General features: G+C 38.6%; 11 protein-coding genes. 5 read left to right on the top strand and 6 right to left on the bottom strand.

All coding sequences use genetic code 11. The features are described 5' to 3' along the window. Window positions 1–611: 611 nt before the first annotated feature. The 6 genes from PQ463_RS08300 to PQ463_RS08275 all read right to left on the bottom strand — a co-directional run bounded on the left by PQ463_RS08300 (window position 612) and on the right by PQ463_RS08275 (window position 10,330). Complete coding sequence (locus PQ463_RS08300) at window positions 612–1,757, bottom strand: ChaN family lipoprotein (protein ID WP_051234440.1); 1,146 nt, start codon at window positions 1,755–1,757, stop codon at window positions 612–614. Window positions 1,758–1,786: 29 nt separating this feature from the next. Beyond that, entirely contained in the window at window positions 1,787–4,420 is a 2,634-nt protein-coding gene (locus PQ463_RS08295) for a DUF5916 domain-containing protein (protein ID WP_274257203.1), read from the bottom strand. A gap of 23 nt (window positions 4,421–4,443) precedes the next feature. Further along, window positions 4,444–6,297, bottom strand: a complete 1,854-nt coding sequence (locus PQ463_RS08290) for an alpha-amylase family glycosyl hydrolase (RefSeq protein ID WP_026729741.1) — start codon at window positions 6,295–6,297, stop codon at window positions 4,444–4,446. A gap of 1,229 nt (window positions 6,298–7,526) precedes the next feature. Continuing rightward, window positions 7,527–7,955, bottom strand: a complete 429-nt coding sequence (locus PQ463_RS08285) for a hypothetical protein (RefSeq protein WP_204251867.1) — start codon at window positions 7,953–7,955, stop codon at window positions 7,527–7,529. 393 nt (window positions 7,956–8,348) lie between these two features. Beyond that, window positions 8,349–8,636 (bottom strand): DUF6965 family protein, encoded by a 288-nt coding sequence (locus tag PQ463_RS08280; protein ID WP_111376081.1) that lies wholly within the window; start codon window positions 8,634–8,636, stop codon window positions 8,349–8,351. Between the two features lie 803 nt (window positions 8,637–9,439). Beyond that, window positions 9,440–10,330, bottom strand: coding sequence for a Fic family protein (locus tag PQ463_RS08275; protein WP_274257198.1), 891 nt, complete (start codon window positions 10,328–10,330; stop codon window positions 9,440–9,442). A 216-nt stretch (window positions 10,331–10,546) separates the two neighbouring features. Here PQ463_RS08275 and PQ463_RS08270 point away from each other — a divergent pair, with 216 nt between their 5' ends. From PQ463_RS08270 to PQ463_RS08250, 5 genes are all read left to right on the top strand, one after another. Then, window positions 10,547–11,548, top strand: a complete 1,002-nt coding sequence (locus PQ463_RS08270) for a phosphotransferase (protein ID WP_274257197.1) — start codon at window positions 10,547–10,549, stop codon at window positions 11,546–11,548. A gap of 1,644 nt (window positions 11,549–13,192) precedes the next feature. After that, window positions 13,193–14,104 (top strand): PorP/SprF family type IX secretion system membrane protein, encoded by a 912-nt coding sequence (locus PQ463_RS08265; protein WP_274257195.1) that lies wholly within the window; start codon window positions 13,193–13,195, stop codon window positions 14,102–14,104. An 11-nt stretch (window positions 14,105–14,115) separates the two neighbouring features. Beyond that, complete coding sequence (locus PQ463_RS08260) at window positions 14,116–16,050, top strand: OmpA family protein (protein WP_274257194.1); 1,935 nt, start codon at window positions 14,116–14,118, stop codon at window positions 16,048–16,050. 54 nt (window positions 16,051–16,104) lie between these two features. Then, window positions 16,105–24,243, top strand: coding sequence for an Ig-like domain-containing protein (locus tag PQ463_RS08255; RefSeq protein ID WP_274257193.1), 8,139 nt, complete (start codon window positions 16,105–16,107; stop codon window positions 24,241–24,243). 608 nt (window positions 24,244–24,851) lie between these two features. Beyond that, the gene (locus PQ463_RS08250) at window positions 24,852–26,306 is read left to right on the top strand and encodes a DUF1214 domain-containing protein (protein WP_274257192.1); all 1,455 of its coding nucleotides are present in this window, start codon (window positions 24,852–24,854) and stop codon (window positions 26,304–26,306) included.

Below are 26,306 nucleotides of genomic sequence, written 5' to 3'. Positions count from 1 at the left end.
GGTGGGCTTTCAAAAACTATGGCAAGGTTTATGTGCTTATGCATGGATGGTCAATAACTCGATTTATTATATATACAAAAAAATCAAGATGGATTTGTAAGAACCTCTTGTTTTTATTTTTAAAATTCTTGCCATCATGGCCGACGTTTTCCGGTAGATCTGTGTTGTCATTTTATTTTTTTAATTATTTCTACTATTGTTTTTTGGAGGAAGGTTTGGACCAGTTATGCGGGTAACGCTTAAAATAGCTATCAGATAATCTGGCCGGTAAATTAATTAGTATCAGCAATGGTCAGCGGAATCTAATTTGGGTGATCAGTATCGTCATTGTATTTAATGTTTTTTTAGGTTTAATATTGTTTTTCATGAGCTTTTCCAACTGTGCGTTCACAAAGGGATTTCCACTGCACATTAGCAAAACGAACTGGCGAAGCAATCGAGGAATAGCTGGTGGCATAGATGGTTTTGCGTCAATTAGCGGTGCATTCTCATGTACCGCTATTTGTAAAGGCCGCATTTATGCAGTATGACTTCGGTTAGATAATGTATGGTTTCTTGCAAAGCGGTGGCCTGCTATGAAATAGGGATTTTTAATTTGAATGCGTTTAACCTCAATACTTGTCTACCTCACCATATTTCTTTGCAATATCTCCATATTCCCGAATCTGTTTCCAATATTCCTCCATGTTTTTTGGCCTTGGCCTCCAATCAGGATCTGCTACATTTTCCTGGGCTTCATTCCAATTGCTCGCAGTTAAAAATTTCGGATCAATATCGCAACCAGAAAGTTTATTTATTGGTGCCAGAAATATATAGCCATCATAAAAATTTTCCAAAGTAAAGTCCTGATATCCCATTGAATAATAACTATTATCCTTAAGCTTTCCAAGTGGAGTATCAGCCAAATCGAAACCAACTGGTGTATTATTGATTTTCTCCATTATAATTTCGATTTTTCCATCTGCCGGAGAAATCAAATTCGGTTTTGTATCAGGACGATTACTGAAAGGTTTATGCAATAAAACAGAATAAACTAATCGTGGATATTTAGCATAAAGCTGATTCCCAAAATAGCCATCTTCAAATCTTATAAAATCAGTACCCAAAAAATCATAAACTGGAAATTTATACTTTGTAAATGCATGGACATCTCCGGTGAGAATCAAAATTTTCTCTCTCTTAGTAACAATTTCTTTCTCTACAATAGAGAATCGATATGTTTCAGTGTTTCCTTTGTAAAAAACTTTCTTCATTTTTTCAGAAGTTCGTTGTCCAGAAAAGGAAGACCAATCGTAACGATAGCTTAAATTTAAAATACGAAATTTTTTCGAAGATTTAGGAAGGGATCTATTAAATGACCATGCAGCCTCATACAAATCGGTATACCCCTTAAAAGCCCACCCTGAATTGTAGTTAAACATTAATTTTCGAGCTAAATCCTTGTTATATTCAGGAGCAGAAATTAAAGAATCTAATTGCGCTTGATTTTCACTTGCGCCAAATTCCATTCCTAAATTATATACTTTATTTTGATATAAAACAGGAATCAAACTCTTTACAAATTGAAGATTTTCCTTAACCCGATGCTCTTCTGACAGAAGGATTATATCCTTTTGAGCAAATTTTGAAGCAATATATTCCTCTGGCGTATTTTTGTTATTGGATAAATATTGGACTGATTTTTCAATCTCATCCGATTGCGAAAAGATACAAAGAGGAAAAAGAATCAGAAGTAAGAGTATATTTTTTTTAAACATTTTTTATTTTTTAGAGATTAGTTTTTTCTTCATAGCAAAAAGCGATAGGTCATTTTGAAAATAAATGTATTCTGCGGTTGTTTGCCTAAAATTTGTGTGTCCAGATTAACAAATAAATCGTCCATAGGATTTCCCGAACCATTTGTTCCTTGCGACCAAACCAAATAAATTTCTGAGCCTGGTATATATTCCCATCTTAAAACCAAATTGGAGCGGAACTGAACAAATGAAAAGTCAGGATTACGAAAGGAATAGTCTTTGGTCCCATTTTGATTTTCGTCAACATTATAAATATTTGTTGCACTATCAAATGAAATCTGCTTTTGATTGTATGTTACAACTCTATCTGCAAAATAGGCTGCACGGGGGTTGGTAACGTAATTAAAATCTGAATATTTTCCAGTTGACACAAATGGCTGTCCATAATACTGAATAGTAAAATTGGGATTTATGCTATAATTGAGCCGCAATGAAGCGCTTAATGTCTGCTGTTCCAAATGCGAAGTTATATATCGAATTCCGTTTTCATAATTTGATTGCGTTACATATTGTGTTTTACTCTGATTAACATTGAAATTTGGATTCAAACTAATCGACAACGCATTTGTTGGCTGATACGTCACACTAGGATCTATTGCCTTATACGAGAAAGAATTGTTTTTTCCTTGGGCGAAAAACACTCCAGCTTGAAAACGAAGCTTTTTTCGCGGATCCGAACCAAAAGTATTATAGCTTACAAATTCTTCTGAAAATCTAAATTTTGGCCCGCCCTGCAAATAGGCATTATTATAGATTCTAGGTTTATAAGAAAAACCGATATTCGCCCACCAATAGTTCTTAAATTCTGATTTCCCCAAAAGATCATAATAAGTCCGATTGTGAAAACCTCCAAAATCGTAGGTTACAAAAGGTTCTAAACGCACCATTCCGCTTCTGAAAATCCCAAAAGGTTTTAAAGATTGATAGCTTACATAGAAAGTCTGCTTGATTTCATCCGCCTGACGCAGAAAGCCAATGTCATTGAGCTCCAATTCCGGCGAACGCCAGGTTAGTGTCGCATTATATCGCCAGTGTCCCTCAGCTGCTTTTCCTGCTTCAATCTTTCCTCCCGTCCCCGTAAGTGACGTTCTGCTTTCATCAACAGAAACATAATCAGCATCTGCTCTTTGAAACAAATGTGAAATTTCTTTCTGCGTGTTCGTAATCGATTCTCTTGAACCTAAGACATGACTTAAAATTACATTTCCACCTATAAAATATTTCCGATTTTTCCAATTGTGCTTGAAATCCAATCCGCCGGTATATGCTGCTTTTCGCAAAAGTAGAAATTGCGGTTCATCTGTATTTCTGTTGGTTGCCGTTAAGATTGCTCCCAGAAAACTATTTCGGTCATTAAAATCTTTTTGAACACGGCCTACAAAATAATTGGTAAGCGGTTCTACATGAACTTCTTGTCGTTCTTGACCGTTATCGATTTTGACATATTCGTCTGCCGTAACGCTTTCCATAATTCCTAATGACCAACCATTTTTTGTTTTCCCGCTAAATTTTGCGGCACCCAAAATGGTTGTATTTTGAGGACGTTTGATAAAATCTTCTTTTTGAGTTGTAATTATCCCTTGCGGACTTCGACCGATACGTCTGGAATAAAAAAGATTGTCTTCATTGTTTCCAAAATTGCAATCGAAAATGTTTTTGTTTTCGATAAAAAAAGGACGTCTCTCTTGAAGAAATATCTGAAATCCATCCAAAGCAATTACAGCAGGATCGGCCTCAACCTGACCAAAATCAGGGTTTATAGTCAAATCCAGCGTCAAATCATTTGTAACTCCAATTTTAGCATCAAGTCCCGCATTTAATGTGAGATCTTCCCCGTCTCTAAATGGATTTCCGTTTTCTTGTTCATATGTATCAAGCTGCGTTAAAAAGTAAGGCTGAATTTCCAATTGTTTTTGGGGTTTAAGATTGGCTAAACCCTCTAAATTTCCAAATTCACTTACCCAGCCCGGCGCATCAGCCGGGATACGTTGCCAAACCGATCGCTCCTGTTTTCGAAAATACCTGCGCGTAGCTTGAAAACCCCAAATTTGATCTTTGCCCGCACTGAATTTTAACTGACTGAGCGGAATTTTCATTTCAGCAGTCCAGCCTTCTGAGTCAATATTTGTTTTTACATACCAAATCGGATTCCAGCTTGCATCCCAGTTATTCCCATTATCTGCAATAAATTCATCGCTTTTAACTCCCGATGCCGAAATAGTAAACGAAAATCCAGTACGCTTGTCGTGATAACTATCAATATTCACTTCGACAAAATCGCCGTCAAAACCATCTCGTCTTGACAAACGTTTTACAATTTTTTCGGGCTCTTTATCATAACACTTGAAAGCAACATATAAAAATTTAGCATCGTAAAGAATTTTAAACTTAGTCTGCTCTGTTGGAGCTGTATTTTCATCGGGAAGATTCTCTATAAAATCGGTTTGCCAATCTACGATATCCCAGCTTGAATCGGTTAAAATTCCATCAATTATTGGAGCTTTATTATTTTCTAATGATTTTGTGGTATAACTTCTTTTTTCAATTTTAGACTGTTCCTGTGCTAAACAATATTGAATTGAAAAGAAGACTGTCAGCAAAATCTTTATTCGCTGTAAAGCCATATTGGTTATTTTTGCCGATTTTTTTATTTACTTAATTCCAGAACCCACATTTTTGTTGCTGGAATAACTGTTTTTTGAGAAGTCGAAATTTTTTCTTCTGTAATAACATTTTTAGCAGAAGCAAAACCGGCTGTCCTTTCATTATATTTTTGAAAATCAATTTCTTTTTCAGAATTGCTTGTATTCATCACACACATTATTGTTTGGCTGTCATCATATCTAAAATAAACATATAAGCCATCTACAGGCGTATAGTGCATCATTTTTCCCGTTTTGATTGCTGATGCATTTTTTCTAAAATTAGCCAGCTTGCGAACCAATTCCTGTGTCGATTTTTCGTCATCAGTCATTCCTTTTCCTGTAAAAGCATTTTTCTCATCTTCTTTCCATCCTCCTGGAAAATCAGCTCTTAGTAAGCCATCTGGATTTTTAAATCCCTTCATCAAAACTTCAGAACCATAATATAGCTGTGGAATTCCTCTGCAGGTCAGCAGCCACTGAAACCCAATTTTTTGCTTTTCTGCATTTTCTCCCATTAATGAAAAAAATCGAGCCTCGTCATGATTGTCCAAAAGCAATACTTTCTGCATTGGATTTTTACTCAAAAAATCACTGCTCAAAGTATAATACAATTGATTGACTCCGCCTTTCCACCCAAAAGGTTCTGTCAAAGCTGGAATGATTCCGTAATACAGACTCTGAAAATCTACAACTGAAGGCAAATTGCTTTTGAACGGTGTATCTATATTATTCTGCTCAAAATAAGCCTGATTTGCTACCCCGTGCACCATGATTTCGCCAAAAATGGAAATCTTAGGAAACTCATCCATTATAGCTTTGTTGCAGCGGTTGGCAAAATTCAGGTCATTATAGGTATAAGTATCAAGGCGAACTCCATCAATACCAAACTTTTCAATATGCCAAATGCAATTTTGGATAATGAAATTGGCCATAAACGGATTATCTTGATTAATGTCTGGCATTATTTTATCAAACCAGCCATCGCTCATTTTCTTTTTGTCAGATTTTGTTCCGTAAGGATCAAAAAGCGGGATTTCTCTATAATTGGTTTGAGTATATTCTGGCCAGCGGTGAACCCAGTCATTTGCAGGAGGATCTAATTCTAGAAAATGAAACGATCCGATGTGATTATAAACTGCATCAAAAATAAGCTTCATTCCTCTTGAGTGAAGCTGATTGCTCAATTTTTCATACATCGCATCTCCTCCATATCTTCGATCAATTTTGTAATGATTTGTAATTGCGTAACCATGCTCAGTTCTTTTCTCCATATCATTTTCCATAACCGGAGTAAACCACAATGCTGTAACTCCAAGCCCCTGAATATAGTCCAGATTATTAATCACACCTTGCAAATCTCCTCCATGACGATCATACATTTCTTTTCGATTAAGGGACTGGTCACGCATTCCTTTGATTTTATCATTGGCAGTATCTCCATTACTAAAGCGATCAACCATAATCAATTCGATAAAGTCGCTGGAAGTCACTCCCTGAGCATATTGTATTCCGTTACCAGCTCTTCGGTTGTATATAGGCCATTTTATTTTCTGTTTCCCAGATTTTTGATTCAATTCAATAATTACATCACCAGCAGCAGTTTCGGGTGAAATAGTAATATCTACCGCAATGTATTTTGAATTTGGAAAGGAATAAGTTTTGTTTATCGCTATTCCCGGATAATTGATGTTGATTTTATCTGTAGTAAAAGAGTCATCAGTACTTCGAATTAATAATTGAATGGAATTGGTCTTCATTCCTACCCACCAATTTGTTGGATAAACTTCTGTATTTTTAGCATTAATTGCTAAAGAAAAGCAGCATAGCAACATTAAAATAAAAGAGGTATTCTTCATAATATTTTTTTTAAAGTTAGAATAGTCGGCGAAGATATTATGCTTTTTAGCAATCAAAAAGGCAATTATTTAAACAGCATGATTTGTGTTGCAGACAGCAATCCAGAATCAATTATGCCATTTACAGAAGAAAACTGTTTTCTGGCTCAGTCCAGTTTTTATTTTAAAACAAAAACATTAACTTTAAAATAAATGACAAGTTAAAACCAGCTTACTTATATCAAGAGGATGTTCGAGAATATTTTATATAAGCCGAATTCATAGAGAATCTTTGCACATTTAGAGTATAATTATACAGTGCGCAATTTGAAAATATTTTTTTTTTCAATAAACATGTAAAGCTGCATGTCCCAAAGAAATAAACAACAAAAATTTTTGTCTTTGCCCTATATTATATTTCTATAAACTGCAGCATTGATGCTGCATTCAAATATGGTCAAAGCCATTACGGCTTCATGACGGAGTGATGTTTCTATTGCTTCAAATCAGGTTTTTCGCATCGAAAGGATTGATATTGTTATTTCTAAATAACTGATATGCAAAATGCTGCAATACACAATTCATTTTGGATCTTGTAGCAAAACAGACGATTGCTTTAACTGATTAAATGCGAATTATCTCAAAAGACAAATGCATATATTAGACCTTATCACTTTTAACTACATTGTTAGTTTTGGCTACAATAAAACTATTTTTGGATACATTTAGCGGTATAAGAATCCACTTTTGTCCCTTGACATTTAAGGCTGCGGCACCTGAGATAATGTAGGGTGCCCAATGGAATGCTATTTGCGAGTGTTTATGTTTACTTTTTTAGCCATCAGATGCCTGAGGTTCATAAATATGATAGGCTGCCGGCTTCTGCAATAGAGTTTTTATTTTAGATGCAGTAATTTATGGACTTCTTTTAGAATAATAAGACCGGCGTCTCATTTCCCATTGTCAGCCGTTTATTTTCTCCTTATGATGCTGGTTGAGCCATTTTTCCATCCCGAGCAGCAGCGAACCGGTGAAGCAATCCGGGCTAAATTCATTTTTTATGTTTCGGCTTTTAGTTTTTAAATACTAATTTCTTAGCCGTTGAGAAAACTTTTATCTTTAATCCTTGTTCCTACAGGGTACAGGCGAGGCGACCAGGTAGATCATCCCAGATACTGCGCTGATTTTCTATTAAACCAATTGCAAAAACCCGCTGCAGCGGCTGCAAGAAGTGCTTTCCTGCGAGCAGTTTAGTTGTCAGCTGCTTTTTTTTTATTTCTTTTTGCCGCATTGAGTTCGATATAACTAAGTCCGCAGATAATTACTATTTCAATCAAAAAATAGGCCGTCCCAATTATTGTCAGCAAATGGCAGTATTTAATCAGCAGTCCGATTGCCAGCACGCAATAAAGCAGGTTTGCAAAGCCGATAAGGCTTATGAAAAGTGCCCAGCGTCTTTTTAAAAACAAAAAACAGGCACTCGAATAAAAACAGAAACAAACTGCTATTACCGCAAGGTAAGCCAATGCAGTTTTTGGAATTCCAAAATATTCATTAAAGTGCCGCATTATTGTAAACAGGAAAAATGCTGTCAAAACTGCCCCTAAAGAGTCAATAAGGAAAAGTTTCCTTGGGTTCTCTGCCAAATGGCTTATTAGATTGTTTAGTATTTTATTCACTTGAAATGTTGTTGTTGTTGTTGTTGTTGTTGTTGTTGTTGTTGTTGTTGTTGTTGTTGTTGTTGTTGTTGTTGTTGTTGTCTGGCTCTTTAGATTGTGTATTATATTGTTTTTCGGAAGCTTTTTCCCGCTATGCGTTTTACCCGATCGAAAGCGAACTGGCGAAGCAATCGGGGCTAGTAGGGCAGGACATCAATGTTTTTGCGCTTTAATCCAAGTATACGCTGTCGGTCTAATTTTTAATTCAAACAATGTTCCAATACGGCATCCGCTGTAAGCGCTCTTTCATGGATATCTGCAATTCTGCCCGGATGGATTGCTCCATATTGCCGGATTCTGTCCCGATTGGCCGCAAAGCAGCCTTTTGACCGGCCGGACTTTAGATGATGACGGCTATTGGTCTGTCTGCGGGCTGCTGTTCTGCTGGGTGATATTTTCTTCCCCTATCGGATTCTCTTCTGTTGCAGCCGGCTGCTGCTGCGCTTTTTTCATTAGAAGATAGAAATCCCTCAGGTGCCAGAAGGCGGGGCATCTCTCCACAGGGCCGCTGAAGTTTCTGATGGTGGAATAGCAGCTCCTTAGAAACACCTGGGTATCTGTGATATTGGCCCAAGGAGTCAATCTTACTTCCTTGGGCGGGGGATTATGCTCAAAATAGCGTTTTATCTCTTCATGGTTCATAGGGCAAAATTAGGCAAAAATCCCTGTCCTGTCAAGGGATGCGGGGGAACGTCTCGGGATTTTTTGGGGTATTACTGCGCATTTTTTCAAGGGGTCTGACACTCACTGGACTGGCTGGCTGTCTGTTTCTTTCTTTCTTTCTTTCTTTCTTTCTTTCTTTCTTTCTTTCTTTCTTTCTTTCTTTCTTTCTAAAGATTTTTTAAATGCGATTTTGGCCGGCGATGCTAAAATTGATTCGGTTAGCGAATTTGTTTAAATGGATAGACTTTTTTAAAGTTAGTTAGTTAGTTAGTTAGTTAGTTAGTTAGTTAGTTAGTTAGTTAGTTAGTTAGTTAGTTAGTTAGTTATGCGTTTTCTTTTCTTTTCTTTTCTTTTAGTTTTTTTTATTGTTGTTTTTGTTTTTGTTTTTGTTGTTTTTGTTTTTGTTTTTGTTTTGGCCGGCGAAGGGGATCGTGGTTTGGAACGGCTTGTAACTTTAATGAATATCTAATAGAATTAGGGGCATTATCTTGAGACGGGAATTTTGAAAGTCTTTCTAAGCTTTCGGCGATAGTCTTATTGGCTTGTGATCGTAGGTTCGAAAGGGAGCAGGATTCGAACTTGAAGCTTGAAACCCGTATGTATCCTACGTTTATAATTTTTGCCAATTTGAATGCCACGATTTTGCCATGAAGATAAAATCATTAAAATTTAATGTTTAACTTATTGTTTTTTCAAGTGTTTGGCTTGCTTTTTTGCTGTTTTTCTTTATGATGTAGCTATAAGTGTTTTATTTGTTAAATTGATTGATTTGCCCTGTTCTTTTACTTGTATGGTATTTCAAAATAGTCGAGAACCGATTTGTAATTATCTTGCGCAGTAAGGCAGGTATCCATCAGATATTCTTTTACATTAGTCCATTCCTGGAGCCCTCTGTAATAGAAAAGCTTAAGCTGTTCATCTATTATGAATGGCACTATACTGTTGGCTAGGCACTCCTTGAAAATAATTAGCCTTCCCACACGGCCATTCCCATCCTGAAAAGGATGTATGATTTCGAATTTATAATGGAAATCAATGATGTCCTCGATATTTTTATCTTTAATCGCATGGTAATCCGTCAGCAGTTCTTTCATCTTTTGAGAAACTTCTTTAGGGGGACAGGTTTCATTGCCTCCAACTTCATTGGGCATTCTTTTATATTCCCCAACATTAAACCAATCTTTTCCGCTATCGGAAGTTCCGGACTTTAATAAAAAATGGAGTTCTTTTATAATGGATTCGGTAAGCTTATTATTTGCTTTTTCAATAATAAAATCGATGCATCGAAAGTGATTGGAAGTTTCAATAATGTCATCTACATTGACGCTTTCTTTAGATGCTCCAATTGTATTGGTTTCAAAAATATATCTTGTCTGGTCATGAGTTAGCCGACTTCCTTCAATTTTATTTGAATTATAGGTTAAATCAATTTGTGTCCGGTGATAGATGCCGCCTTTCAGCTTCATATTCTTTTGTTCTTTTAGAATGTCCAATAAAATATTTGCACCTGCTTTTCTATTTTCTTTTTTAGGGATTACTGCATCTTCAGGAATATTCCAAGTTTTACCGGTTAGGAACGCCCCTTTTAATTTCCCTGTAGAGCAATAATTGCGAACTGTCCTTTCAGACAGATTCAGTTTTTTTGCAAATTCTACTACTGAAAGATATTTCATGTTTTTGTATGATTCCGTTATCGGCAAATATAAGACGAAAAACCAATGTAAAAATGTTTTTTTTTGCCGATAAAAGAAATGTATTCCTATTCATCAATCGAAATTTACGCTTTTATATAATTTATGAGCTTATTAATATATATTTGAATACTCTATGAAGTTTAACTAGCTAACCTTCATTATAAAGCGACCCAAATCAAAGAAACGAAGAATTAGATGACAGATAAATTTCCAACAATAAATAGCACACTATCACCGAATGAACTTGGAAAACTTATTCAGCAAAAATATGAGCTAAGCGACAACACTGAATGCAGCATATTTCGACTTGCAATGAACCATTTATACATTATTCATGACAACGAAATGAAATACGTTTTTAGAGTTTACACATGTAATTGGCGTACAAAATTAGAAATTGAAGAAGAATTGAAACTTTTGCTTCACTTAAAGGAAACCAACCGACAAGTTGCTTATCCGATTGCAGATAAATTCAGCGAATACATTCAAGAAATTGAAGCACCTGAAGGAAAAAGATTTGGTGTTTTATTTTCATATGCCAAAGGAGCAAAGACAGCAAAATTTTCACATCAAACAAGTTTTCTAATTGGACAAGCATTAGCAAAAGTTCATCTATCTACAGAAAAGTTCGAACTAAATAGAATATCTTATAATAATGATAACTTGCTTGCGATACCTGTTCTTAGAATAAAAAAATTCTTTAATAAAAACATTAGTGAAATTCAATTTTTAGAAAAACTATCTGCATTTTTAATGCTAAAAATTGGCAGTATTGATAAACAAAAAACGAGATATGGAAGTGTTCATCTTGACGTTTGGTTTGACAATTTACACATTGATGACGAAAAAGAAATAACATTTTTTGACTTTGACTTTTGTGGCAACGGTTATCTATGTTTTGACATTTCTTATTTCCTTTTTCAGCTACTTTCAACTAATTTGAACGAAGAAGAGTATCAGATAAAAGCAGAAAGCTTTTTAAAAGGTTACGAAACTGTAACAGAAATTTGTGCCGAAGAAAAAAAGCTTCTGCCTTTTGCTTGTTTAGCAATTATGGCCTACTACATTAGTATTCAATGTGACAGATTTGAATATTGGACAAATATATTCTTGAATGAAGACCATTTGAAAAGAATGGTTGGAAATATGAAACGATGGATTGCTTACAACAAAATTGAAATAGATAGTGATTGTTAAAACAATGATCAGCTAACAGCCACCACAACAGATTTGAGCAATTAGCTTAATGGTAAAAGGGATGGCTGATGGTTTGGCAAATCCGAAAAATGAGCTTAATTTAGTCAAAATCCGCTGTAGCGCCAGAAGCTTAAAAAAGCCTGCAAAAATATGTACTTTACAGGCTTTCATTTTTTATAGTGACCTTGGCGGATTTTGAACCAGTACTTTTCGCTGGAGATTTGAACCTCCTGCTATAAAAATTTCTTTCTTTTTAAAGATGTTTCCTAATTATGATTTTGGCCGATTACGGCAAAACTGATTAAGTTAGGGAATTTGTTTAAATGGATAGACTGTTTAAAGTTAGTTAGTTAGTTAGTTAGTTAGTTAGTTAGTTAGTTAGTTAGTTAGTTAGTTAGTTTCTTTTCTTTTAGATTGATTTCTTTTTTTATTTTGATTTTGATTTTGGCCGGCGAAAGGGAGTTGGGAAAAGAGTGCGGTTGATTTTACCGGCAGATGTATTTGATAGTTATTCGATTGCTGATGGTTTAGTAAGATTGGTAAGGTAATGGTTCGGGTCCTGTTTTCGTATCAGGAAAAATATAAAGCCTGAGAAGTGCCAATTTCTCAAGTTTCTCATTTTTTTATAGTGACGGGGACAGGACAAATTACAGCATCATTTTTGGATGATTTGAAGAAATTGGCGTACTATATGTAATGTCTGTCTTCCATTGGCTTTGTAAATTTGGTTTAGATGTCCTGTTGGGGATTGATGTAAAAAAACATAAAAACTAAAAAAGTTTATGGCAATAAACTAATATACAATTTTACAAATAATATGGAGAATTTGAAAAGATTTTTATGCTTAAGGTAGAGTTGTCTTTCTTTGGCTTTATGAATTACGTGAATGTTGTTCTAACGGAGTTAAACATTGGTTTATTTCTTTAGAGCTATCTCCAGGAAAAGTAAAAGTTAAAAAGCTATATTGAGAGTTATTTATGTTAAAGTGTAAAATTAAATAATATAAAATACTGATTATCAATATATTTTTTTTTAGATTTGTAAGAGGTTTAATACTATTATTGAGTTTTTAAACTTTAGTAAACAGAAATTTTATATAATAGTATGATTGAGCGAGTAGATTAACTACTCAAATTTTGAATCTTTAGAGATCTTAAAATTATTTTGTTTGATTTTTTTTAATGCAGGCTGTTAACCAGTTCTCATTGTAAAAGAAATGATATGAGAACTAGATTTCCTTATTTTATCTGATCAATAAAATGAGTGTATTATTAATTGAATTTCTGCCCTCAAATTTTTTGCCTACCCCATCATAAATCAATTCATGATAAACTCATTCGGTTTGTCATCAATTTTTGGCCCCACCTTTTTTTTGTCATTAAGTATTTATTAGAATTTAAAATTCATTATCAGCCAAACCAATTGAAGCCTTTTGATAAAGTGTTGATTCACTTTATATTTTCCAAACCGGATATTGCACTCCTAAAATTTTATCATTTCACTTTGGTCTAGTCTGTAAGATTCCAATAAAGCTATTGGAACTGATTTGACTAATCAGACATGTATTCTATTGATTTTGTTGAAGAGCGCTAGTTCTTATGACTAATCCGTCATGCCTTAATGTTAAATTTAAAAATTTGAAAGATGAGGAAAAAATTACTTTTTTACATATTTCTATTTGGATATTGCGGCAGTTATGCACAGCAGGATGCGCAGTTTACGCAATATATGTATAACACAATAAACATAAATCCTGCCTATGCTGGTTCTCGCGGCGTGCTGAGCATTTTTGCTTTGCATCGTGACCAATGGGTAGGATTGGATGGTGCACCAAAAACAAATACAATTTCTGTAAACACTCCGATAAACAATAGCAATATTGGGCTTGGCGTATCTTTAGTCAACGACAAAATCGGGCCTACAAATGAGAATGAGTTTTCTGTAGATTTATCTTATACTATTCCCACCTCAGAAATATGGAAACTCTCTTTCGGGATAAAAGGTTCAGTAGACGTCTTTAATCTTGATGCAAGCAAACTAAACCCAGAAAATCAAGGCGATCCTCAATTTCAAAACTTAGACAGCGATGTATCTCCCAATGTAGGAGCCGGAATTTATTGGCATTCAGATCGAGCTTATATTGGTTTGTCTGTCCCCAACTTTATTCAAACCAACAGATATGACGACAATGATGTAGCAATTTATAAAGACAAAATAAATTACTACTTGATAGGCGGTTACGTTTTCAATTTTTCTCAGGAAATAAAATTTAAACCGGCATTGTTGACAAAAATGGTGGAAGGAGCACCGCTTCAAGTCGATGTATCCGCTAATTTTTTATTCTTTGAAAAATTGACTTTAGGAGTTGCCTATCGTTGGGACGCCGCCGTGAGTGCTATGGCAGGTTTTCAGATTACAGATGGGTTATATATTGGTTATGGTTATGATCAGGAAACAACTAAATTAAAAAATTATAATTCGGGATCGCATGAAATATTTCTGCGCTATGAATTCTTCATAAATAATGGAAAAATCACAACTCCTCGTTTCTTCTAAAAAAAAGTATCATGAAAAATTATACATTACTTTTCCTTACCATAGTAAGTACTTTTTCCTTTGCACAGCAAGCTAAGGTAAATTCAGGAGATAAAAAATACGATAATTACGCTTACATCGATGCGATAAAAACGTATGAAAAAGTGGCTGAGAAGGGATACAAGTCTGAGGATATGTTCAAAAAGCTAGGAAACTCTTATTATTTTAATTCCGATTTCGCAGGTGCTGCAAAATGGTATGGCGAGTTATTTGCAATGAATACAACTGTTGAACCCGAATATTATTACAGGTATGCACAATCATTAAAATCGACCGGCGAAACTGCCAAAGCAAACAAGTTGTTGGATGATTTTAATGTTAAATCAAAAAATGATAACAGGGGCAAACTTTACAAACAAGACGTAAATTATTTAGATGTCATAAAAGAGAATTCCGGAAGATATAAAATTGTAGATGCGGGGGTTAACAGCAAGTACTCTGATTATGGGGCATTTGTTTACAACAACAAGCTTTATTTTGCTTCTGCCAGAGATACAGGAAATTTTACACAGCGAAAGCATAAATGGACCGGCGAATATTTTACTAATATCTATAATGCCGATATTAATCCTGAATCTGGAATCGCGACAAAAGTAAATAAGTTTAAATCCGCAATAAATACCAAATTCCACGAAGCTTCTCCTGTTTTTACGCGTGATGGAAAAACAGTTTATTTCACTAGAAATAATTACCTCAACGGAAAAAAGGGTAAAGATGAGAACAAAACTACCTTTATAAAAATCTATAAAGCCACATTAGATAAAGATAATAAATGGTCAACTATCACCGAACTTCCTTTTAACAGCAATACATACAGCGTGGCGCATCCTGCATTGAGTCCAGATGAAAAAACACTTTATTTTGCGTCTGACATGCCCGGGACAATCGGACAATCTGATTTATTCAAAGTGGCTATCAATTCAGATGGAGGATTTGGCACACCGGAAAATCTTGGAAATGTAATTAATACTGAAGGAAAAGAAACGTTTCCATTTGTAACCAGCGAAAATGAAATTTATTTTTCTTCTGACGGACATCCTGGTTTGGGAGGATTGGATGTTTTTGTAGGGAATATTGGCAAAGATGGCAAAATAAGCAATATTCAAAATATAGGTTCCGATGTTAATTCTCCAAAGGATGATTTTGCTTATTCAATTGATCCGATATCACGTAAGGGGTATTTTAGTTCAAATAAAGATGGAGGACATGGTTCTGATGACATCTACAGTTTCTTAGAAACTAGAAGACTTAATTGCATCCAGGAACTTTATGGCGTTATAACCGATGTTCAAACGGGAGCAGTTCTGCCTGAAACCAAGGTCACTTTGTTTGACGATCAAATGATAGTCAAGAATAGTATAGTTTCAGACAATTCAGGAAATTATTCATTCCCTGTCGAATGTGGCAAAAAATATAGTGTAAGAGCAGAGCAAGCGGATTATAATACGAAAGAAGTTGGCGTTACGATTGAAAAAACAAGTGGCAAAACCAATCTTCCCATAGCTTTAGAAAAGTCAACTTGCAGAGTCACTGTGGGAGATGACTTAGGTAAATGCTTTGGAATCAAAATGATCTATTTTGATTTGGATAAATCTGATATCAGGTATGAAGCGGCTTTAGATTTAGAAAAAATACTGGCCGTTTTGCAAGAATATCCAAAAATGAAATTGGATATACGTTCGCATACAGACAGCAGGGCAACACATAAATACAATGAAGCTTTGTCAAATCGAAGAGCAAAATCTACAATTAGCTGGCTGGTTAAAAACGGTATTTCTTCTGATCGATTAACGGGAAGAGGTTATGGGGAGACACAACTTGTCAATACATGCTCAGATGGTGTTCCGTGCACCGAAGAAGAACATCAAGCCAATAGACGAAGCGAATTTATTATTACTGCTTTGTAAATCTGGTCGCCTTATCTGAAAGAGAAAAATATAGCACATTAAAATTTATCGATAATGAAAAATACAGTTAAAATCTTATTAGTATTTATTACAGTGTTTTTAGTAACAAGTGTATCTGCTCAAACGAATTACAGTTTTTCAATTGCTGATATTTTAAGTTCAATGCCAAATGGGAAAAGAATGCCTGATGGAACTATTGTAAAAGCACAGCTTATAACTACAGGCAGCGCAACACATTCTACAGGAGCTGCGGGTTCAGGAACCGCGGGGCCGGATATTGGAGGAATATTCACTGGAATTACGCTTCCAGCTTATGTTGGAGACAAAACACCTACAAATTTCACTAAAATTCAAATGGCCAATACCCAAAATGCCGATAATGGAGTGGGAAACAACTGCACGAACAGTATTGGTTTCAGGATTTATTTCAGCAGGCCAATTTCCAGCATCAATTTTCTTGCTCTAGATATCGATGGAGTACATGGAACTCCAAATGGAAATGCAGAGTGGGTGGCTTTTTTTGGATATAATGGCAATACATATGTCCCTTATTCCATCAGCGGCCCGACGACACAACTTACAAATCAAAATATAAATACTTCTGCAGCAGGGCATAGCTGGAGAACTTTAATTACTAATTCTATTGGCGCTACTGCTTCGGCCGCTTTACCAAACGCAATGACCATAAGACGCCAGACAACAAATGGAGGCTCGGGAACGCCAGATGATTTAAATCATCAGGTGTTATTTACGCCACCTTCGTCTGCAACCAAAGTGACAGATTTTTTTCTAATGACAGGTATTTGGAGCGTTACAGGTCAGGCCAACGTTCAAGCTTCCGGTTTGAGTCCAATCGTAATAACAATCAGTTCTGATTTTGGGGATGCGCCAGACAGTTATAAAACCTTGTTGGCGTCAGGCGGTCCTTCGCATGGTATTGTAGGCACTCTTTCGTTAGGAGATTCTAATCTTGCTGAAGTGGATGGTCAGCCTTCTGCGCTGGCTGATAATTCTATTGATGATGATGGCGTTCCCACAATTCCGCCATTGACCAATAATGGACAATTAATCAACACTTATACAGTTTCTGCCAATTTTCACAATAATACGGGACTTGCAGCAAATTATGCGGCATGGATTGACTGGAACAATGATGGTGTTTTTCAGCCTTCAGAAGGAACTGCCGCAACAACTTCTGCGGGAACATTGTCAGGAAGCGTAGACCTTACATGGAATAATGTTACCTTGACCAATACATCCGGACATGCAAAAACATATCTTAGGGTTCGAGTAACCACAGAAGCTATTACGACCGCTGATTCCGGCGGTGCTTTTATGGATGGGGAAGTAGAAGATTATGCCATTGGGCTTCCAGCTGCAACGCCTGATTTTGCCTGTTTTAATGCTGGTTCATCTTCTGGTCCGATTAATGTACTCTCCAATGATACTACAGGAGAAGTTATTGTCCCCCTTACAACAGGATTAGTGAATCCCGGCACTGCGACTAATATTATTGTAGATGGTTTTGGAGATATAATACAAATGACTATTCCAGGCGATGGAATATGGAAGATCAATACATCTGGACAAGTAGCTTTTGAACCAGAATCAAGCAGCGTAATAAGTCCAACACCAATTGCTTATAATGGAAGAGATGCAGATGGGAACATATCCAACAATGCTTTAATTACATTAACGGCGGCAAGTATTCCAGTAGATACTACTGTATCATCTCAGGGGTGTTTTCCAACTACACTGACAGCGAGCGCCAGTGTTCCCGCTGGTCAGTCTATTGTTTGGTATGATGCCGCTACGGGAGGTAATATCGTAGCTTCTCCAACTCTTAGTGCTGTTGGTACTATTACTTATTATGCGCAAGGAAATAATGGTACGTGTGTCACAGCAGTGCGGACTCCTGTAGCTTTGACCATAACTGTACCACCAAATGCCGGAAATTTATCAGGTACGCAAAATATCTGCCAAGGAACAACGACTACTTTTAGTTCAGATGGTGATGCAGAGGGGACATGGTCCAGTCTTGACCCTACAATTGCTTCTGTAGACAGCAGTGGAATAATTACGGGATTATTAGCTGGCACTACAACAATAAGTTATACAATAACCGGAACGGGCGGATGCGCAAATGTCTTTGCAACAAGAACCGTTACTGTTGAAGATGCTACAGAATCGGGTACTATATCAGGAAACCAAGATATTTGCGTTGGCGGTACTTCTGTATTGATTTCGAGCGGTACCCCTGGAGGGCTATGGGAAAGTGAGGATATTACTATTGCAACGGTAGATGCAAGCGGACTGGTGACAGGAGTTGCGAGAGGTACAGTAAATATAAAATATACCATTATACAGACTGGCACCTGTGCCGTTATACCTTCAGCTTATGCGGTTAATATTATTCAAGTAAATCCCGGTACTTTATCAGGAAATCAAAATGTTTGTATAGGAGAAACAACAACGTTCACTACAAATGGAGATTCTGGAGGAGACTGGACTGTTGACAATGCAGCAATAGCTTCTGTAGATGCAAATGGTGTAATTACGGGTAACGCAACTGGAACTGCTACAATTACTTATACTGTAAGTAGTGTCAGCGGCTGTCCTTCTGCTTTTACAACAAGGACAGTAACAGTAAATGTAAATCCGCCCGCCTCAGCTGCAGATATTACAGGAAACAATACTGAAATATGCCCAGGAGGTACAGCTTTATTGACAGTAAGTTCTTCAGTAACCAATCCTGTATTTACGTGGTATGCTGATCAAACCACTACAACTGCACTTAGCACCGGGCCTACATATAATGTGCAACCCGCATCAACAGCAACTTATTATGTGAGCGTGAAAGGTGATGCAATTTGTGAAAATGATCCGAATACGAGAAAAGCGATAACTGTAACGGTAGATGCTTTAGGATTAGCTTCAGATATAACGGCTGGTGATGTTGCAATTTGCGCTGGCTCTACGGCTTTTTTGACAGCTTCATCTTCCAGTGTCACCACTCCTGTATTTAGATGGTATGCCGATCAGATGACCACCACAGTGTTGAACACTGGAGATACCTACAGTCCTTCACCGGCTTCCACGACGACTTATTATGTCAGTATAAGTGGAGACGGCGTCTGCGAAAATAGCATTAATACCAGAAAAGCAGTTGTAGTAACGGTAAATCCATTGGCTACATCATCTGATATAGCTGCCAATAATCAAGAAATTTGTGGAGGCGCTGCTGCTTCTTTGACCGCTTCTTCACGTATTGCTTCACCGGTCTTCAGATGGTATGCCGATCAAACCACATCAATAGTATTGAGTACTGGAGCCACATTTAATCCTTCACCCGTGTCTACTACTACTTATTATGTAAGTGTTGCTGGTACGGAAGTTTGCGAGAATGCTATCAATACAAGAAAAGCTGTGACAGTTGCAGTCAACGGCTTAGCAACAGCTACAGATATAGCAGCTACAGATATCACAGCTTGTCCAAATGATGCAGTTGTTTTGACAGCTTCATCAACTACAGTGACTACTCCGGTATTCAGATGGTATGCTGACCAGACGACGACAACCATACTTCATAATGGAGCAACTTTCAGTCCTTCGCCAAGTTCAACTACGACTTATTATGTGAGTGTGAGTGGGGATGGAGTATGTGAGAATGCTCAAAATTCCAGAAAAGCGGTGACAGTCACAATCAATCCATTAGCGACGGACGCAGATATAATTGTAGCTGATCAGACTATTTGTTCGGGTGAGATTGCAGTTTTAAGCGCATCATCATCTCTTATTAATCCTGAGTTCATTTGGTATGCGGATCAGACATCTGTTACGCCACTTTCAATAGGAGAAATCTATGGTCCTACGCCGGCAACAACCACTACATATTATGTGAGCGTAAGCGGTGACGGGGTGTGCGAGAATGCCATCAATACCAGAAAAGCGGTAGTGGTGACGGTTAATCCTTTGGGGCTTGATTCCGATATTACAGCCTCCGACGCTGTGATCTGTTCGGGATCATCCGCCACGCTGACGGCTTCCTCATCAACAGTTACCACTCCTGTCTTCAGATGGTACGCCGACCAGACCAGCATAACGGTTTTAAGCACGGGAGCCACCTATAACGTTAGTCCGGCAACAACCGCTACGTATTATGTGAGCGTGAGCGGTGACGGGGTGTGCGAGAATGCCATCAATACCAGAAAGGCGGTAGTGGTGACTGTAAATCCTTTGGGGCTTGATTCCGATATAACAGCTTCGGACGCTGTGATCTGTGCTGGAGCATCCGCCACGCTGACAGCTTCATCCACTACAGTTGCCACTCCGGTCTTCAGATGGTACGCCGACCAGACCAGCACAACGGTTTTAAGCACGGGAGCCACCTATAACGTTAGTCCGGCAACAACCGCTACGTACTATGTGAGCGTGAGCGGTGACGGGGTGTGCGAGAATGCCATCAATACCAGAAAAGCGGTGGTGGTGACGGTTAATCCTTTGGGGCTTGATTCCGATATAACAGCCTCCGACGCTGTGATCTGTGCGGGAGCATCCGCCACGCTGACGGCTTCATCCACTACAGTTGCCGCTCCGGTCTTCAGATGGTACGCCGACCAGACCAGCACAACGGTTTTAAGCACTGGAGCTGCCTACAGTCCGACGCCGGCAGTAACCGCTACGTACTATGTGAGCGTGAGCGGTGACGGGGTGTGCGAGAATGCCATCAATACCAGAAAAGCGGTAGTGGTGACGGTTAATCCTTTGGGGCTTGATTCCGATATAACAGCTTCGGACGCTGTGATCTGTTCGGGATCATCCGCCACGCTGACGGCTTCCTCATCAACAGTTACCACTCCTGTCTTCAGATGGTACGCCGACCAGACCAGCACAACGGTTTTAAGCACTGGAGCGGCCTACAGTCCGACGCCGGCAGCAACCGCTACGTACTATGTGAGCGTGAGCGGTGACGGGGTGTGCGAGAATGCCATCAATACCAGAAAAGCGGTAGTGGTGACGGTTAATCCTTTGGGGCTTGATTCCGATATAACAGCTTCGGACGCTGTGATCTGTGCGGGAGCATCCGCCACGCTGACGGCTTCATCCACTACAGTTGCCGCTCCGGTCTTCAGATGGTACGCCGACCAGACCAGCACAACGGTTTTAAGCACTGGAGCTGCCTACAGTCCGACGCCGGCAGCAACCGCTACGTACTATGTGAGCGTGAGCGGTGACGGGGTGTGCGAGAATGCCATCAATACCAGAAAAGCGGTAGTGGTGACGGTTAATCCTTTGGGGCTTGATTCCGATATTACAGCCTCCGACGCTGTGATCTGTTCGGGATCATCCGCCACGCTGACGGCTTCCTCATCAACAGTTACCACTCCTGTCTTCAGATGGTACGCCGACCAGACCAGCATAACGGTTTTAAGCACGGGAGCCACCTATAACGTTAGTCCGGCAACAACCGCTACGTATTATGTGAGCGTGAGTGGTGACGGGGTGTGCGAGAATGCCATCAATACCAGAAAGGCGGTAGTGGTGACTGTAAATCCTTTGGGGCTTGATTCCGATATAACAGCTTCGGACGCTGTGATCTGTGCTGGAGCATCCGCCACGCTGACAGCTTCATCCACTACAGTTGCCACTCCGGTCTTCAGATGGTACGCCGACCAGACCAGCACAACGGTTTTAAGCACGGGAGCCACCTATAACGTTAGTCCGGCAACAACCGCTACGTACTATGTGAGCGTAAGCGGTGACGGGGTGTGCGAGAATGCCATCAATACCAGAAAAGCGGTGGTGGTGACGGTTAATCCTTTGGGGCTTGATTCCGATATAACAGCCTCCGACGCTGTGATCTGTGCGGGAGCATCCGCCACGCTGACGGCTTCATCCACTACAGTTGCCGCTCCGGTCTTCAGATGGTACGCTGACCAGACCAGCACAACGGTTTTAAGCACTGGAGCGGCCTACAGTCCGACGCCGGCAGCAACCGCTACGTACTATGTGAGCGTGAGCGGTGACGGGGTGTGCGAGAATGCCATCAATACCAGAAAAGCGGTAGTGGTGACGGTTAATCCTTTGGGGCTTGATTCCGATATAACAGCTTCGGACGCTGTGATCTGTGCGGGAGCCTCCGCTGCGCTGATAGCTTCATCCACTACAGTTGCCACTCCGGTCTTCAGATGGTACGCCGACCAGACCAGCACAACGGTTTTAAGCACGGGAGCCACCTATAACGTTAGTCCGGCAGCAACCGCTACGTATTATGTGAGCATGAGCGGTGATGCCGTTTGCGAGAACGCCATCAATACCAGAAAGGCGGTGGTGGTGACTGTAAATCCTTTGGGGTTGGCTTCTGATATTTCGGTAAGCACAGCAAATGCTTCGCTATGTACAGGAGGCAGTGCTTCAATTACAGCTACTAGTGCTATCAGTAATCCTATTTTCAAATGGTATCAAGATGCTAATTTGTCTGTTTTGCTTTATACAGGAACTACTTTTGCAACGCCTCCTATAACGGTAAATACATCTTATTATGTTACAGTCCAAAATAATGCTATTTGTGAGAATAGTATTGGAAATGCATTAAAAGTTGATCTAACAGTTATTCTGTGTTCAGATATTGCTTTGAATAAATCTGCCAGCAATATGTCTCCTTTCGTCGGCGATCAGGTTGATTTTACCATAACGGTAAGTAATCTTGGGCCAAATGACGCAACAGGTGTACGTGCAAATGATGTATTGCCGTCAGGCTATACTTTTATCAGTGCAGACAACGGTGGAGTGTTATCTGGTAATACGATTACATGGCCAACATTTAACATTTCAGTCAATAATCTCGTTTCATTGGTTTATAGAGCCAGAGTCAATACTCCGGCTGGAACTGCGGATGAATACAAAAATGTAGCTCAAATAGCTGCTTCGGATAATTTTGATCCAAATTCAACCCCAAACAACAATGATCCAGCGGAAAATGATCAAGACAGTGTGATTTTGACCCCAATTATGCCACAGCCTTCAATTTTATTATATAAGGACGCTTCTTTCTCTGCTTCTAATGACAGCAACGGAAATGGCCTTCCTGATGTCAACGAAACAATTACATACACTTTTGCAGCGCAGAATACAGGTAACATAAGATTGGAAAATGTAAAGATTGATGATCAGTTTTTAGGGATAAGCAATTTATCCGTTACACCTAATTCTTTGGATCCTGGACAAACGGGCAGGTCTCAGCTGATTTATACAATCAAGGAATCGGATTTTGAGAAGGGAGTGATCTACAATAGTGCAATTGCTCAGGGAAATACACCACCGACACCAGATAATCCGGGAGGTACAGTTGTTACAGATGCATCTGAAGATCCAACAGATCCTGTTAAGCCTGGTGATCAGTATTATGATCCAAATTGTCCGGCATGTACAGTAGTTCCGTTGCCAAATATCCCAAAAATTGCAATTGTTAAAGAAATTTCTTCATTCAGCGGAAATTTCGATAATGCAAAAGTTGGCGATGTCATTAGTTATCTTTTTACTGTGAGCAATATCGGAAATACCCGTTTAAGCAATGTAAAAGTGACTGATCCGCTTCCTGGAATGTCAACTCCTGCACTTGATCCTGTAGATTCGAGCAATAAAACTGGTGATCTCAATTCAAACGGATATTTGGATACAAACGAGAAGTGGCTTTATCGAGCAGGCTATGTTCTCACTTCAGGTGATTTGGCAAAAGGACAGGTTGTCAATCAGGCTTTGGCAGAAGCTACCGGACCGCCTACACCTGTAAACCCTAATGGGGAAGATGTTAATGACTTGTCTGATAAATCGTCGCCTACCAACGAGGACAATGATCCGACAGTTCTTGATATAGTGGGTTGCCAAGTAGTCGTTCACAATGCAATTTCTCCAAATGGAGACAGCATAAATGATAGGTTTAAAATTGACGGTATTGAATGTTACCCAAAAAATACGGTTGAAATTTATAACCGCTGGGGAGTAATTGTTTTTCACACTGATGGATACAATAATGAAAGCAATGCATTTGAGGGCTACTCTAATGGAAGGACGGTGATCAATCAAAGCAAAGGACTTCCAACAGGCACATATTATTATATTGTCAGATATCAAAATTCCGAGGAGAGAGAAATAACAACAGCAGGTTATCTTTATCTAAGCATGAACCAATAATCAAACAGCACTCCAAACATGTCTGTAGCTAAATGCTGTTTGGAGTGTTTTTAGATTTATAGCATTCTGCGATAAAATTAAGTTTTTTTCAAATGGTGATATATGTTCTTTAACAAATGCGGCATTGCCAAACCAGTATTTTGTCATTCTTAATCAGATTGAGATTCCAAATAGTGTTTGGAAATGAAATACCTATTGTCCTTCAAGTATGAAAAAATATGAGATAATATTCTTCAATAAGCTAAAGGGTTTTGTTCTTGCCTTTTTATTATTTCCTAATTTATATTTTTCATGTTGATTTCAACAAGCGGAAACCCATTGATGCCAGAGCAGCAACTTTAGTTTTTTGTGAAAAATAAGAAGAACCCCTAATGGTGGGGGGCCGTAATTTGCATTTCTATTAAATTTCATAATTGTTTAAAAAAAAACGGAAAAAAATAAAGCTGTAAGATTTTTTGGTTATTTTTATGTGATTATTTGATATTGAATGTGATAGCTTAAAGGCTGGAAGAGTGCTGTAGTTTTAATGGCATTATTATAGGCATTGTTTCTTTTGATGGCTACATAACTAGAGAAGAAGATATATAACTGCTAAAATTTGATATATTATGAAAAAAAGTCTCTTTGTTTTTTCATTTGTGCTGCTATTGGCGGCCTGCAACCAAACACCATCAGCAAATTCCGGTGGGAAAGCCGATATTGAGGGTGCTGTTACGGCAGAATTCAAACCTGCCAGCATCAGGGAACAGATTGTTTACCAACGCGCAATTGAAGCATTTATATGGGGGATACCTGCCGTTAATTATGACCTTATGCTTCAGGCAATGCTGGGCAGCACCAAAGGGAAACAAAATGAGATCATATTTTGGTCAAAACCCGTAGACTGGCATAATCAGACATTAACGCCAAATCCCGACGCGATTTACTTTATGTTTTTTTTCAACACAAAAGACGCTGGGCCAATAGTGATAGATGTTCCTGCAGCAAAAAATGGATCATTTGCCGCCAATATTGACAATATCTGGCAGATGCCCCTTGAAGATGCAGGACCTTACGGAGCCGATAAAGGCGCAGGCGGCAAATATCTGATACTGCCGCCTGACTATAAGGAAAATATTCCTAAGGGATACATTGTACTGAAAGCCGATACCTATGAGGGTTATGGATTATTCCGCTCCAACCTGCCCAGCCATAGTGATGCCGATGTACAGAAAGCCGTCAGCTACGGCAGACAGCTGAAGCTCTATCCTCTTTCCAAAGCTGAAAACCCCGGTGAAACAAAATATACAGATGTGAAAGATGTGCTTTATAATTCGGTCATACCCTATAACAGCCGGTTTTTTATTTCCCTTGACCGCATTGTGCAAAGCCAGCCTATGCTGGTGCGCGATAAGGCGATGATTGATAAACTAAAAAGCATAGGCATTGAAAAAGGGAAACCCTTTAACCCTGATGCACGAACCACCGAGATTCTGAATGCTGCGGCAAAAAGTGCGCATGACTATTTGGAAGCAATGCTTGAAAAAGGTTTTCCGCCGATAAATCCTGATGCAAAATGGGCTGTTCCCGCAATGCCGGAACTCGTTAAGGCGGGATCTTCTGGATATGCGGAATCTGATATTTATCCTACAGATGCGCGTGCATTAACCTATTCAATCGGTTATGTAGGCATAAAACGCCTGGGTACAGCGCAAATATATCTTATTGCGGGAAAAGACAAGGAAGGCCGGGCGCTTGATGGCGGTAAAACCTATATTCTCCATGTGCCTGCAAATGTTCCAACCAAGCAATACTGGTCGGCAACAGTCTACGACCGGACAACACATTGCCTTATCAAAAATCTGCAGCGTGCAAGCAGAGCGTCAAATGCAGCGGAGATCCAAAAGAACACAGACGGCTCGGTTGATATTTTCTTCGGCCCAAAATCCCCTGCAGGCAAGGAATCAAATTGGATACCAACGGACCCTAAGGGGAAATTTGAAGTATTATTCAGGCTTTACGGCCCGGAAAAGCCTTTTTTTGATAAGACATGGAAACTTGGAGATATAGAAGAATTCAAATAA

Origin of the sequence: Flavobacterium sp. KACC 22763 (assembly GCF_028736155.1) — a bacterium.
Taxonomy (GTDB): domain Bacteria; phylum Bacteroidota; class Bacteroidia; order Flavobacteriales; family Flavobacteriaceae; genus Flavobacterium.
The sequence above is the reverse complement of the archived record's forward strand: the minus strand, read 5'-3'. Positions and strand labels throughout refer to the sequence as shown.

Excerpts from the sequence above, each read along its gene's own strand:
- PQ463_RS08290 (WP_026729741.1), bottom strand. The coding sequence starts at position 6,297 with ATGAAGAATACCTCTTTTATTTTAATGTTGCTATGCTGCTTTTCTTTA.
- PQ463_RS08255 (WP_274257193.1), top strand. The coding sequence starts at position 16,105 with ATGAAAAATACAGTTAAAATCTTATTAGTATTTATTACAGTGTTTTTA.
- PQ463_RS08260 (WP_274257194.1), top strand. The coding sequence starts at position 14,116 with ATGAAAAATTATACATTACTTTTCCTTACCATAGTAAGTACTTTTTCC.
- PQ463_RS08265 (WP_274257195.1), top strand. The coding sequence starts at position 13,193 with ATGAGGAAAAAATTACTTTTTTACATATTTCTATTTGGATATTGCGGC.
- PQ463_RS08275 (WP_274257198.1), bottom strand. The coding sequence starts at position 10,330 with ATGAAATATCTTTCAGTAGTAGAATTTGCAAAAAAACTGAATCTGTCT.
- PQ463_RS08300 (WP_051234440.1), bottom strand. The coding sequence starts at position 1,757 with ATGTTTAAAAAAAATATACTCTTACTTCTGATTCTTTTTCCTCTTTGT.
- PQ463_RS08295 (WP_274257203.1), bottom strand. The coding sequence starts at position 4,420 with ATGGCTTTACAGCGAATAAAGATTTTGCTGACAGTCTTCTTTTCAATT.
- PQ463_RS08250 (WP_274257192.1), top strand. The coding sequence starts at position 24,852 with ATGAAAAAAAGTCTCTTTGTTTTTTCATTTGTGCTGCTATTGGCGGCC.
- PQ463_RS08280 (WP_111376081.1), bottom strand. The coding sequence starts at position 8,636 with ATGAACCATGAAGAGATAAAACGCTATTTTGAGCATAATCCCCCGCCC.
- PQ463_RS08270 (WP_274257197.1), top strand. The coding sequence starts at position 10,547 with ATGACAGATAAATTTCCAACAATAAATAGCACACTATCACCGAATGAA.